The sequence below is a fragment of the Endozoicomonas sp. ALC013 genome, assembly GCF_049310205.1.
Classification (GTDB): Bacteria; Pseudomonadota; Gammaproteobacteria; order Pseudomonadales; family Endozoicomonadaceae; genus Endozoicomonas.
The window spans coordinates 1-12,516 of the sequence record NZ_JBLYNS010000142.1; the positions used below are offsets into that span (position 1 = coordinate 1).

The 12,516-nt window shown below is 49.3% G+C and carries 12 protein-coding genes; 2 read left to right on the forward strand and 10 right to left on the reverse strand.

The genetic code is table 11. The features are described 5' to 3' along the window. Positions 1 to 150 precede the first annotated feature (150 nt). The 9 genes from gspM to gspE form a co-directional block, all read right to left on the reverse strand. On the reverse strand, positions 151 to 663 hold the full coding sequence (gspM, locus tag ACO6V1_RS19460; protein ID WP_422445944.1) for a type II secretion system protein GspM: 513 nt from the start codon (positions 661 to 663) through the stop codon (positions 151 to 153). A 12-nt stretch (positions 664 to 675) separates the two neighbouring features. Next, positions 676 to 2,082 carry a type II secretion system protein GspL gene (gspL, locus tag ACO6V1_RS19465; RefSeq protein ID WP_422445946.1) on the reverse strand — a complete coding sequence of 469 codons (1,407 nt, stop codon included), beginning with the start codon at positions 2,080 to 2,082 and terminating at the stop codon, positions 676 to 678. Then, on the reverse strand, positions 2,079 to 3,173 hold the full coding sequence (gene gspK / locus ACO6V1_RS19470) for a type II secretion system minor pseudopilin GspK (protein ID WP_422445947.1): 1,095 nt from the start codon (positions 3,171 to 3,173) through the stop codon (positions 2,079 to 2,081). Before gspK ends, gspL begins: the two co-directional genes overlap by 4 nt. Continuing rightward, on the reverse strand, positions 3,163 to 3,945 hold the full coding sequence (gene gspJ, locus ACO6V1_RS19475) for a type II secretion system minor pseudopilin GspJ (RefSeq protein WP_422445949.1): 783 nt from the start codon (positions 3,943 to 3,945) through the stop codon (positions 3,163 to 3,165). Before gspJ ends, gspK begins: the two co-directional genes overlap by 11 nt. Further along, on the reverse strand, positions 3,945 to 4,406 hold the full coding sequence (gspI, locus tag ACO6V1_RS19480) for a type II secretion system minor pseudopilin GspI (RefSeq protein ID WP_422468103.1): 462 nt from the start codon (positions 4,404 to 4,406) through the stop codon (positions 3,945 to 3,947). Before gspI ends, gspJ begins: the two co-directional genes overlap by 1 nt. Then, the gene (gene gspH / locus ACO6V1_RS19485) at positions 4,391 to 4,894 is read right to left on the reverse strand and encodes a type II secretion system minor pseudopilin GspH (protein WP_422445953.1); all 504 of its coding nucleotides are present in this window, start codon (positions 4,892 to 4,894) and stop codon (positions 4,391 to 4,393) included. Before gspH ends, gspI begins: the two co-directional genes overlap by 16 nt. A gap of 190 nt (positions 4,895 to 5,084) precedes the next feature. After that, the gene (gspG, locus tag ACO6V1_RS19490; RefSeq protein ID WP_422445955.1) at positions 5,085 to 5,555 is read right to left on the reverse strand and encodes a type II secretion system major pseudopilin GspG; all 471 of its coding nucleotides are present in this window, start codon (positions 5,553 to 5,555) and stop codon (positions 5,085 to 5,087) included. A gap of 81 nt (positions 5,556 to 5,636) precedes the next feature. Continuing rightward, a complete protein-coding gene (gene gspF / locus ACO6V1_RS19495; RefSeq protein ID WP_422445957.1) occupies positions 5,637 to 6,857 on the reverse strand; it encodes a type II secretion system inner membrane protein GspF in 1,221 nt (406 codons plus the stop codon). Positions 6,858 to 6,888: 31 nt separating this feature from the next. Then, positions 6,889 to 8,424, reverse strand: coding sequence for a type II secretion system ATPase GspE (gene gspE / locus ACO6V1_RS19500; RefSeq protein WP_422468105.1), 1,536 nt, complete (start codon positions 8,422 to 8,424; stop codon positions 6,889 to 6,891). 144 nt (positions 8,425 to 8,568) lie between these two features. Here gspE and ACO6V1_RS19505 point away from each other — a divergent pair, with 144 nt between their 5' ends. Continuing rightward, positions 8,569 to 9,216 (forward strand): type II secretion system protein N, encoded by a 648-nt coding sequence (locus tag ACO6V1_RS19505; protein WP_422468107.1) that lies wholly within the window; start codon positions 8,569 to 8,571, stop codon positions 9,214 to 9,216. Positions 9,217 to 9,254: 38 nt separating this feature from the next. After that, positions 9,255 to 11,345, forward strand: a complete 2,091-nt coding sequence (gspD, locus tag ACO6V1_RS19510) for a type II secretion system secretin GspD (protein WP_422468109.1) — start codon at positions 9,255 to 9,257, stop codon at positions 11,343 to 11,345. Positions 11,346 to 11,447: 102 nt separating this feature from the next. Here gspD and ACO6V1_RS19515 read toward each other — a convergent pair whose 3' ends face one another. Next, positions 11,448 to 12,326, reverse strand: coding sequence for a prenyltransferase (locus tag ACO6V1_RS19515; protein WP_422445963.1), 879 nt, complete (start codon positions 12,324 to 12,326; stop codon positions 11,448 to 11,450). Positions 12,327 to 12,516 lie beyond the last annotated feature (190 nt).

Sequence of the window (12,516 nt, forward strand, 5' to 3'; positions counted from 1 at the left end):
TGCGCTTGTGGCCGGTATGATATCGAATCGAGAGAGTGTGTCAATCCCTTTTTACGGTATTTATCTGAACAATCCTCGAACAACAATTTCAAACAACAAGAGCGTCGGATAACAAGCATCAAACTCAGGGTGAACCTTATGCTGCTTTGTTCAGCCCCCCAGATGGATATAACTCTTTACCCGCCCCTCTTCTTTCAGCTGATCAATACGCACCTGCTGGATGGCAACACCATGCTTTGTTTGCAGCAGCACAAGCCATTTAAGCAGTTTCTGGTAGGCTGCATCTTCAACCCAAACCGAGAGGCCCTTGCGGTCTGGCTGCACTCTTCCCAGGGTAATACCTGCCTGTTGGGCAACATTGGCAGCTATGGAGGAGAGTTCCTGACGGGGTGAAGCTCTTTGTTGATTTTTCTGCAGGTCACGGGCTTTGGGTAAATTATTGTGTAACCAGGTGTTCATTTCCTGCTGATAGAGATAGTTGCTTTTCTGAGCCTTCGACCATTGGCTTACGGGCTCCCAAATCAGCAGATAGATCAGCGCTGCAAACACCAGAGTAACAAGCAGTTGGAGTATTTTACGATCTCCGGAAGGCCGCATTTCATACCAGGATTTACAGTGCTGCCAGTACGGGTTAGCCATTAGCAGGCGATTCAGTTTTTGCATGGTCCCCCCCAATCATCTCCTGATCGTAACTCTGGCAATCACACCGGACTTACCCTGGTTAGCGTTATCCAGCTTACCTTGTAAGCCGGAAGTGTTGAGCTTTTCCAGAAGCTGGTTCACCGTGTCTAACTCACCGGTTTCAAATTCATAGACCAGTTGACCGGTAGCCTCGTTGAAATCCAGATGCCTGGGCTCAAGTTTTACTTTGTCGCCCATGGTGCCAGAAACATGGGAAAGAGCCTGAAGCATGGATAGAAAAGGGGTTTCGGAGATTTGAGCATCCAGAGTACGAAAGCGGTGCTCCATTATTTGCTTCACATTAAAAGACATCTGTTGTCGTGCCTGTGCCTGCTGGGCTTGTCGGTCACTGGGGAATACCGAGAGGTAGTTTTTTATGGAATCCCTCCAGAGGGATTCCGACTTATTCTGATAAATCACACCTTCTGTAACTGACAGTCCAAGCTCAAGAATCAGCCAGCAGCCAGCCGCAGCCAACAGTGGCCACCAGCGCCGGATAAATCGCCCGGTTCTTCTCGGGCACTGATAGGCCCCCTGTCGGAAATCAAGCAGCTGATTGTTGCGCCTTGCAGTAAAATAGAGCCCGGCAAAATACTCAAAGACCGAGCCCTTAAGCGGTAACTTATCGACGAGCCAGCCACGCTCAGCAAGCAAACCGGATGTTTCATCCATTCTGGTTGCGGTAACCGCCAGCGTATTGTCAGAGAACATCAATCTGACTTTTGAGGGCAGCTCATTCACTGTTTCAGCAACCGTATTATCCAGAGAGCTGGCCAGAGTATCAGGGAGTTGATGATCTCCCTGATCGGGATGATCCGGGAATACGATGGGGAGCGCTTCGTAATTCAGGGTGACGCCTTCACGACCGGGTGAGGCCATCATCACCGCATCATTGTCCATTATCAGGCAGGTATATCCCGGCTCAGCCTTCAGAAACTGCATTTCAGCCAGGATGCTGGTCAGGGGTAACTGATGTTCCTCAAAGAGGGCCAGCATGGCCTGTAGGGTTGAGTGGGGAATACCGGCGACAGAAACCTGCAAGTCCCTGTCAGGAAAACCATGAACAATATGCATGGTTTCAATATCCTGGGCCAGATGCTCCTCCACCAGATAAGGGAGTGCGGTTGCCAGGTGCTTTTTCTGGCCCGCATTAATCATCAGGTGTTTATACAAACAAAGCGATCCCCCCAGGAGCAGAATGACCTCATCCGGCAGGCGGTCAACGTCCTCTCGATCTTCAGGCTCGTCAGCACACCATGCTGCTCTGAGCTGATCAATCGCTGTCAGATGGAGTTCTCCGGTCAAAGAGCCTGCCGATGTAAACTTCCCCCACTGGACAACGGTACTGGCATCAACAGAGCTGACTGGAGCAGGCATTCGAACCAATAGTATTTTTTTCATTTATTAGCCCCTGAGTTCCCTGTTAAATCGGCCTTATTAGCAGGAGCCCAATATTGACCCGGCCCGATTTCTCTGCCGATAACCTGCACATGCCCCTCACTGCTTCGGTAAAAAATCGTTTTTAAGTAAAAGGTGGTCTCTCTAAAGGTTGCCTTAATCCGGGCACTGAAATACTGACTGTCGAATACTACCCGCTCATTTTGATTTCTCTCATTAAAAATCCCGGCCTTTCCAGATAGAGCGACAAGCTGATTCAATTCTTCAATATTGGATAACCCGGCATCACCCCGGCGGCTAATGATCATTAAGGCATCCCCTTCGGAGATATTCTTGTTTAACGAACGGATAACCTCTGGCAGAGCTGTGTTCATATTCATTTTTGATGATCTGGGTATAACCGTAATATATGGCAACAGTTTTTCAACTTCCTCGTTATTAAAACCATCAATTAATATCAATTCCGAGACCGATGTCATTTCAGTTTGTCCGGTTCGTCTTGGGGGAACAAGGGATAGATAGACCTGATCTTCCGTTCCCCTTGAGACACTTTTCTGCTCTTTGTTCATCCAGCGAGCTATGTTGTCGGCCAGTTGCGGATCCATGGATTGCGCTGTCAGCAGATTCTCAAACATTTGCACAGCCGGTGAACCACCTCTTTCCGCCCGCGGTTCACCTGAGGGCTTACTCTCATCAGCAAGCCAGTTCAAATTAAACCGGCTCTGTTCATCCTGAACCTGTAATTCGATAACGCCCTGTTCTACGTCATAGTTGATGGTTTCAACATTCCACAGCTCATTTTCATGATCCACCATTCGGTTATTTTTTTTATCCTGTTGAAAATCTTGTTCCAGCAGCCATGCGACGTACTGTTCAGCGCCCAGTGCATAGTGTTTTGCCTGGGTTCTTTCCAGATATCGGGCGTTCTTCTCAGTGTGCAGCCAGAGATTCATAACAATCTCAGAAGCGACCGTTGTGATCAGCAAAAAAATCAGCAGCACATAAATAAGAGCAATCCCTGATTGGTGGCATGATGGGAATTTACCAGGCGAAGCCCTGACTGGCTGGCGGTTTTCAGCAGGCTCAATAACCATCGACACTATCTCCGGATCGGCCTGTGGGCTGTGGCCGTATGTTACCCGGCGCGTTATTCCTGTTCTCCTGGGATGGGTCTCCCTCTTTATTGCCCTGATCAGGTTTGTACGTGATCAGCGGAACCACGGTGACCATGGACCCCATCGTCTCATGAACAATGGTCAGCTCCACGGCCGTCGGTACTTGATCTGCGCGTCCCACATTGGCAACTGACTGCAGGTTCTGTTTTGGAGGCCAGCTGCTTATCCATTCCTTGTGATCATTGCGGAATCGTACTTTCATGCTGTTCACACCAGACAGCACAACCTGACGAATACGAGTAGATTCCGGAGCCCTGTCCAAAGCAGGCCAGTAATAACGGATTAACTGATGACCCTCCACAGCATAAGCCACACGTTGCAGTGTACTTCGTGCTGCCTTCAGGGAGTTTTGCCATCCTGAACGGGTAAACTCCATTAACGTCCTGCCCGGACCCGGGGCTTTCAGTGCAGGCTGCTGCAAGCCTTGTTCATCCCTGACCGGTCTTCGGGTTATTTGGAACACGTCTTTTTCCAGAATGATTTCAGCCCGTTGTAATTTATCCATGTCATCCAGCACCAACTGCGTTGCTTCCTGTGCACGGGTGACTGACATAAACAGCTTATAGGCTGCCGTACTGATCATGCTGAACAGTACGATAGCAACCATTAACTCGAGAAGGGTAAAGCCACCCGGTACCTGAACAATGTTCAAGTGTCTACCCATAGCCAGGCAAAAACGTTTGTTGAGCATTATTGCCGGGGCCTCCTCAGCCAGGTAGATAACCTTGCCAGGGGAACAGCACCTTTTTCTGGTTCAGACTCACCGATAAATACTTCGACCTGCACCTGTCTGAAATCGGGTGACCCGGTGGATGCGGATGTTTCCCGGACATACCACTGAAAACCGGCATAGCTTTCAATTTGAGGCCTCACTGCCGAACCACTCCAGCGCCCCTCGGCATAAAGTGTATTGAGATAGTGGTCGGCAATCTGCGAAGCCAGTATTTTTTCCTTCTGGTATCGGGTCTGGCGAATGCTGTTGCCATCAGAAAGAATCAGCATAGAAGCGGCCAGGGCAAATACGGCCAGAGCCACCATAACTTCCAGCAAGGTAAAACCCTGACCACGATTCAGGTTTCTGCTGGGTAGAAAAAGCCGGTTTAGCCTGAAACCCCAATAACTCATAGCAACGCTCGTTACTCCCTGACCCATTCAATATCGGACAATCCGTCTGTGCGCAGATAGAGTGACTGTTTGCTGTTGCCAACCGGAACAATGCCGAGCCTGAAGGGGGTTACCTGGTAGTCTGAATAGAAAACAACGGATGGATACTGTTCATCCACATCAAAAGGCATGAAATTCTCACTGGACTCAAGGCTCAGGCTTAATGTGTCTGGCAGCAACCTGGGCTGAAAAGGGGATTGCGCCAACTCAGCCCATTCCTGAGTATCTGCCGGTAATACCCACCAGCGGTAATACCCGTCGTTATCAATTGAGAAGCCGTAGTGATTATTTTCCAGCAGCGCTTTGTCACGAACCTGGGTAAATAATGCCTGCAATCGTGTCGCTTCTTTCTGCACCACCTTGTGAATGCTGCCGGTTATCGGGCTTAGCAGGGTAATACCCAGAAGAACCCCAATGATGACCACCACCACCAGCATTTCGATCAGGGTAAATCCTTGCTGTTGAGGTGATGCCATTTCCTTGTCCTGTTTGCCAAAAAAACCTTGGAGCCTGTCGGACTTAAGCGTCCGTAGCGAGGATTGCGAGAAATTGAGGGTAAAAATTTCTGCTTCTGAGGAGAATAGCGGGGCTATTTGACGAAGAAGCAGGAATTTTTAGACCAATTTATCACAACCGCAGTAGGGCAGTCTTAAGTCCGACAGGCTCCTAGTTATCCCAGTTCACAATATCAGCATCGAGACCTTCGCCGCCCTCACGGCCATTCGCTCCGAAAGAATAAAGGTCATACTTGCCGTGATTACCGGGCTGTAAATACATGTAGGGATTCCCCCACGGATCCAATGGCACTTTTTTCAGGTACCCTTCGGGATTCCAGTTTCTAGGCTCTGGAGGAGAAGATGGTTTCTGAGTCAGTGCCTCAAGCCCCTGGTCCAGGGTGGGATAAAAACCATTATCAAGCCTGAAAAGCTCCAGCGCCTGAGAAATCGCTTCAATATCCGCACGGGCAACGGTGACCTTTGCCTGATCAGGCCGGGAAAGAATTTTGGGAACCACCATAGCTGCCAGAATTCCCAAAATGACCACCACCACCATAATTTCAATCAGTGTAAAGCCCCGTTCAGCGTGCACTGAATTAGCCGCATCAGGCCCTCTTCTTCTAAGCCGGTTTTTTATCATGTTGGTTGACCTCGATTTTCTGTGAATAGGCCGTTCAGCATTTTTCATCCAGGACGATTTAGCTCTGTTTCACTCCTGGCCTCAATTCAACAGCTGATTCATATTGAGTATCGGCAACAGGATAGCCAGAACAATCATCATGACCACTCCCCCCATCAGGACCAGCATCAAAGGCTCAAACAGTCCAAGGATGACGGTTATGCGCCCTTCCAGCTCCATCTGCTGATTCTGTGCAGTTCTCTCCAGCATTTGATCCAGCTCTCCGGTTGCCTCGCCACTGGCGATCATGTGGAGCATCAGGGGTGGAAAGTAGCCGGTTTCTGCCAGTGCCCTGTGAAGACTGGTTCCTTCACTGACTCGCCGGGCAACATCCTGAACGGCATGTTTGATGGCATCGTTATTAACCACCTGGGCAGCAATCATCAGGGCCTCTACCAGCGAAACCCCACTGCGGGTTAACATGCTCAATGTACTGGCAAAGCGGGCGGCATTGGCCGTTCGGACAAATCGCCCAACCAACGGCAACGTTAACTGAACCCGGTGCCAGGAAAGTCGTACGGAGGCCTTTTTCAGTGAATGCCGGACAACCACAATAGCCGCAACAATCACACCAAAGATCACCGGCCACCATGTCTGAAACCCCTCACTGGCATTAATCAATAGCTCTGTGATTAATGGCAGCTCCTGACCGGAATCCAGAAAGACCTTGATAACATCCGGCACCACAAATCCCAGCAGGAAGCTGACAATCCCAATGGACGCCAACATCAGTATGACCGGATAGACCAGCGCCTGCTGTATTTTCTGACCAGAACGCATTCTGGCCTCAGTGTAGTCGGCCAGACGATTGAGAACACGGTCGAGATAACCGGCATGCTCCCCTGCCGCAACCGTTGCCCGATACATCTGGGGGAAGACTTCCGGGAAGGCTTCCAGGCTTTTGGCCAGGGTATAGCCTTCAAGCACCCGTGAACGAACAGCCAGCAACATATTTTTTATTCGTCGCTTTTCCTGCTGGGCTGCCACACCATTGAGCGCTTCCTCAATAGGCATTGCCGCCTGGATCAGCGTAGCCAGCTGCCGGGTTACTGTAGCCAGCTCAACGGCTGAAATGCCCCGGCGCAGAAAGAAGCTTCTTCCCTCTTCTCCCTGCTGCTTGCGATCGGCAAGTGTATTAACTGACAGCGGTGTCCACTGTTTATCCCGCAGCATCTGGCGAACCTGACGCCCACTGTCTGCTTCCAGGGTACCTTTATGCTGTTTACCCTGATGGTCCAGGGCTATATATTCAAACGCGGCCATAATCCTGAGCCTTTTTCTTCAGCAGCCATAATCAGTCTTTCTGGGTAACCCGAAGAACCTCTTCAAGTGTTGTAACCCCTTCCAGCACTTTTCTGCTGCCATCTTCACGGATGCCGGGACTGGACTCACGAACACAGTCCGTAATCTCCTGCTCCCCTTTGAGCCCATGGATCATTCGCCGGACCTGCTCATTAATAACAAAAACTTCATAAATGCCGGTACGCCCGCGATAGCCACTGAAATTACAGCACTTACACCCTTGGGCGTGATACAGCGTTACCCCATCAGAAGCATCAATGCCTAACTGCTGGCATTCGGCATCATCAGGGCTGTATGGCAATTTACAGTCACTGCAGAGCACCCTGACCAGACGTTGGGCAATCACCCCAAGTAGACTGGACGACATCAGAAAAGGTTCAATGCCCATATCCTGAAGACGGGTCAGGGCACCGACCGCCGTATTGGTATGAAGCGTGGAAAGTACCAGATGCCCGGTCAAACTGGCCTGTACCGCTATTTCAGCGGTTTCCCGGTCACGGATCTCTCCGACCATCACCACATCGGGGTCCTGTCGCAGAATAGCTCTCAATCCCCGGGCAAAAGTCATATCGACTTTTGTGTTTACCTGGGTCTGGCCAATCCCTTCCAGGTGATACTCAATGGGGTCTTCAACGGTGAGAATATTTCGGGTCTGGTCATTCAGAAGGGTAAGGCTGGCATATAGAGACGTTGTCTTGCCGGATCCTGTTGGCCCTGTCACCAGAATAATGCCATAAGGTTTTTGCAGCAGTCCTTCGATCAGTGCACGGTTCCGCTCGGTCATACCGAGGTGCCTGAGTTCAAGACGGCCTGCTGCTTTGTCCAGAAGCCGGAGTACGACCCGCTCGCCATTACTGGAAGGCAGCGTGGACACCCGGACATCCACTTCCTTGCCGGCCACCCTCAGCGAAATCCGGCCATCCTGGGGTACCCGTTTCTCAGCAATATCCAGTCGGGCCATCACCTTGATGCGGGAAACAAGCAAAGAGGCAATGGTCCTTTTAAGTGACAGTACTTCCCTTAACACACCATCCACCCGCAGCCGAACCACGAGTGCCGACTCAAAGGTTTCAATATGCACATCGGAAGCACCTTCCTTGATCGCCTCAGTGAGCAACGCATTAATTAAACGGATAACCGGCGCATCGTCACTTTGCTCAAGCAGGTCTTCCGTGATCGGAACGGCATCCGCCAGACTGGTCAGGTCCGGGTGATCACTGATGCCGGCGGCATCCTGCAATGCTTCTGAACTGTCATTGTGATAGCAGTGAGCCAGCACCTCTGACAGTTTTTCGGCATCAACCCGCTCATAGGCAGGAAAAACACCGGAAAAGCGACTGATTTCAGCAATCAGCTCAGCCGGTGGTGTGTTATGAAAATAGAGTGTGGCTATCCCATTATCATTCTCAATGAGCACAACGCCATGCCTTTTGGCAAAACTAAAAGGCAGTCTTGGTAAAACGCTGGCTTCACTTTCAGCATCATCTTCGGTGTCATAGTCAGTGGTCAGAGGTGTAGCCAATATCATGAACTCCTTAAATCAAAAAGGAAGCACCCGGGAGGCGGTTAGGCCTTTCCTTTTTGAAAAAACTTATTTCTTTAAAAAACAAAACTCTTATGCTTTTATTTAGAGTAAAGAATAGCCTATTCGTTAACTTCAGAAGATATGACCATGAAACCAGTGGTTTTCACCACATTTCTGCAATGGGGGCATAAAAATAATCGGAATCTTATCATTCTGATTATTTTCATCGTTATGATCCTTAGCCTCAGTTTTCAAGCATTTCACTTTTATCAAATCGTCAGCAGCGAACCCTTGAAAAATAGTGTTAATAATAAAACTATCGTTTTGAAAAACTCCTCAACCATCAAACCTGAAGACTTTGAGCTGATTTTTGGTTTTAGTGACAATCTGGAAATAACTCAAAACAATAAAGAGATCCCCATAACAAAAATGAACCTGATTCTCAGAGGGGCACTCTCAGGCATTGAAAACAAAAAGTACGCAAGTGCAATTATTCAAATAGCCAACCAGGACAAGTTATATGAAATTGGTGACGCTCTTCCCGGAGGTGCCATTCTGAATCAGGTTTATTCCGATCACATTGTCATTAAACGGGGTAACCAGCTTGAAAAACTATACTTTCCGGAAACAGCCAGGGATTCCAGAGCCTTTCAGGAATTCAGGCCTGTGGCGGAAGACATCCCCGAGTCAATGGAGCAGCGTCCGGGCAACCATGATTATCCGGATGATATGTCTCTTGAACAGCGAATGCAGGACCTCAGGGAGAAGCTGCAGGACGCCAGTCAGGAACTGTAATGACAACAATGACAAACTGCTGAGTTAATGGTCACATCATGAACACCAGAGCGCTACTCTTTTTACCACGTTTACCACACTCTCATAACAGAAAGTTAATCAGAGCCATTCCTCTGGTGCTGATGATGGCTGTCACCCCACTGTTTGCCAGCAAGGTAAATACCGGCTTACAGCCTGCTGCCAATAACACCGTACCGGCACCCGATGATAAGCTCTGGACACTGAATCAGCAGAATGCCGATATCCGTGAATTTATCACCCAGGTGGCCAAAATAACCGGAGAGACATTTGTTATCGATCCACGGATTAAGGGAGGCAATACCGTTACCGTCATTTCCAGTAAGCCATTGACCCGGGATGAAGTCTACGATGTTTTCCTGGAAGTCCTGTCCGCTAATGGTTATACCGTCATACCAAAAGCCGATGGCCATATTATTAATGTTGTTCCCACAACCACGGCAAAAACCAGCAGTCCCGGAGACACTCAGAAGCCCATTGATGGCGTCATGACCACCAGGGTTGTCGATCTGCACAGCGTATCCGCTGTCGAAGTCATCCCGATCATTCGCCCATTGATTGCCCAGTATGGACACGCTGCTGCATCTGCTTCCAGTAACGCGGTCATCATCAGTGACCTTGCCGATAATGTTGAGCGCATCACCAAACTGATACGAGAGCTGGATGATGCTGGCAATAACGACTACGAAGTCATTCAGCTTAAACATGCCTGGGTTGGAGATGTCTCAAAAATCATTTCTGATACTCTGGTCACTGGCAAGGGACAGCTACCCAGCGGGCTTCAGGTGATCGCCGATGAGCGAAGCAATCGTCTGGTGGTTAAGGGCAATGCCAGCAAACGGGCACGGGTCAGAAAACTGGCTGACACCCTTGATAAGGAAGGTATTCGAAAATCAACCACCAAAGTGATGTTCCTGAGTTTTGCCGATGCCAAAAACATTGCTGAAATTCTTTCGGAAGCCTCAGGCATTATTCAGGACAGTCAGGGCAAGAGAACCGCTGCAACGCCTTCGTCATCGGTTGCATCAAGCTCAGTCTCTCCCGGCTCATCAAATCAGTCATCTTCCCAAGCCTCCACCAAGTCTGGTGCCAAAAGCAAGTCGGCAGCAACGACGGCTTTTGTCAAAGCGGATGAAACCCAGAATGCTCTGGTTATGATCGCCGACCCGGAAACCCTTCAGGAAATGGAGAAAATTGTCCGGCAGCTTGATGTGCCCAGGGCCCAGGTGTTATTGGAGGCCGTTATTGTTGAAGTGTCTGGTGGGATTAATGATGCGCTGGGTGTTCAATGGGGCATTGATGGGACTAACACGATTCGTGGTACATCCGATTCAAGTAACATTATTAAAAGCAGCATAACCGGGCATATTCTGGATGATAAGCCTGGTATTGCCCTCGGATCCCTGGCGCTGCGCGCTGATAACTTCGGCGTTCTGGTCAGTGCGTTAAGCGCAAAGTCCAATAACAATATCCTCTCTACCCCCAGTATGCTGACTCTGGATAATGAAGAGGCAGAGCTGATTATCGGCAAAAACATTCCCATCAAAACCGGCTCATACCAGACGTCATCCAGTGGCAATAGTAATAACCCTTTTACCACCACTGAACGCAAGGATGTGGGGCTAAAACTCAAGATCACCCCCCATATCAACGAAGGCAACAGCCTGAGACTGATGCTGGAGCAAGAGGTTTCTTCACTGGATGTGGGCACCACCAAACAGTTGCTTGGCTCCGATAGCAATGACCTGCTGTTCAACACCCGCTCCCTGAAGACCTCGGTACTGGTGGATGATGGACAAACCGTCGTTATTGGTGGACTGATTGAAGACATCAAATCCAAAAGCAGGAAAAAAGTACCACTGCTTGGGAGCATCCCAATTTTGGGCAACCTCTTCCGTTATAACCAGAGCGGCGATGAAAAAAAGAACCTGATGTTGTTTATCCGCCCCACCATTATGCGTAACTCGGAAACACTGGTAAAAGCGACCCGGGATCGATTCACCAAACTGAAGCTTATCGGTAATAGCAACGGCAGACAGGCTATTAACCTTCCGAACCAACCCGAAGAGTTATTTGATGCAAAAACCTATGATCTGAGAAACAAGGACTGACGGTAATGGCCTGTATTGTGCCGAGACTCAAGCGGGGTTTTAAGATACCCGATAAACGGCATAGGGTTTATTGTATTTCAGAGCCCCTTTACGCCCTCTCACTTAAAATACAATTGAAAGCATAAATCCCAGGCCAAAGACGATAAAAAAACGTCCTGTCAGAGGAGGCAAACGAACCATCTCAGCATCACCAGAATGGTTGGCAAGCAATCTGAGCGGCGCAATGGCAAAAGGCAGCGCTATCAGCAGATAAAGCGGGTTATCCAACTCGCCCGAATAATACAACAGAAAACTGAGAGGAAACCCTGCCAGTAACAGCACGGCATAAAGGCATTTCGCTGGAACCAGTCCCATACGAACGGTTAACGTGCGAATATTGTGACTGATATCATCCAGGTAATCCCGGATCTCATTGGACAGCAACAACGCAGAAGCCAGCAAACTCACCGGAATCGACATCCAGACCACTTCATTATTCCAGTACCCTCCAACGGCATAAAAGGCACCACTGACCATCAGTACACCAGTAAACAGAAATACTGCCGGCACCCCCCAGCCGCGATGTTTATAGACAATGGGTTCACCGGTATAAAAATAACCGCCGACGACACCAAAGACACCAAGCAACAATAACGGCCAGCCAACATCGATTACCAACAATAGTCCCATCATGCAGGCAATCAGGGCACAAAACCCCGCCAGGATAAAGTTTCGATGAATCTGCTTAACCACCTGCCTTGCCAACTCTCCAGAACGTTTTTTCCACAACACCAGATCAGCATGGTCATTGGCAAGATTGCTGGCAGCCTGAAGCAATACGCCAGCCAACATAACCAGCAGTGCTCTGCGCCAGTCGCCAACACCCTGCTGATAAGCCATTACCACGCCAAGGCCGCAGGTTACCAGGGCAACAGAATATGAGAAAGGACGTAGAGCTCTGGCAAGTCGATATTTGTCCGGATTCAGATCAAGGGCATCCACTGGCAGGCTCCTGAGAAAAAAGCGCGAGGATAAGGAAATTTCACGACGATGGCTATAAGAACACCAGAAAAAGGCAGCAATGAAATTGAAAGTAACTTCAGACAATGGCTAATAAGTAGTTGGCCAAATGGAATCATATATTTCTGGCTAAGTGGGCAGTTGCTATGCAAGGCGCAACGTAGGGAGCATA

Excerpts from the sequence above, each read along its gene's own strand:
- gspM (WP_422445944.1), bottom strand. The coding sequence starts at position 663 with ATGCAAAAACTGAATCGCCTGCTAATGGCTAACCCGTACTGGCAGCAC.
- gspL (WP_422445946.1), bottom strand. The coding sequence starts at position 2,082 with ATGAAAAAAATACTATTGGTTCGAATGCCTGCTCCAGTCAGCTCTGTT.
- gspK (WP_422445947.1), bottom strand. The coding sequence starts at position 3,173 with ATGGTTATTGAGCCTGCTGAAAACCGCCAGCCAGTCAGGGCTTCGCCT.
- gspJ (WP_422445949.1), bottom strand. The coding sequence starts at position 3,945 with ATGCTCAACAAACGTTTTTGCCTGGCTATGGGTAGACACTTGAACATT.
- gspI (WP_422468103.1), bottom strand. The coding sequence starts at position 4,406 with ATGGGTCAGGGAGTAACGAGCGTTGCTATGAGTTATTGGGGTTTCAGG.
- gspH (WP_422445953.1), bottom strand. The coding sequence starts at position 4,894 with ATGGCATCACCTCAACAGCAAGGATTTACCCTGATCGAAATGCTGGTG.
- gspG (WP_422445955.1), bottom strand. The coding sequence starts at position 5,555 with ATGATAAAAAACCGGCTTAGAAGAAGAGGGCCTGATGCGGCTAATTCA.
- gspF (WP_422445957.1), bottom strand. The coding sequence starts at position 6,857 with ATGGCCGCGTTTGAATATATAGCCCTGGACCATCAGGGTAAACAGCAT.
- gspE (WP_422468105.1), bottom strand. The coding sequence starts at position 8,424 with ATGATATTGGCTACACCTCTGACCACTGACTATGACACCGAAGATGAT.
- ACO6V1_RS19505 (WP_422468107.1), top strand. The coding sequence starts at position 8,569 with ATGAAACCAGTGGTTTTCACCACATTTCTGCAATGGGGGCATAAAAAT.
- gspD (WP_422468109.1), top strand. The coding sequence starts at position 9,255 with ATGAACACCAGAGCGCTACTCTTTTTACCACGTTTACCACACTCTCAT.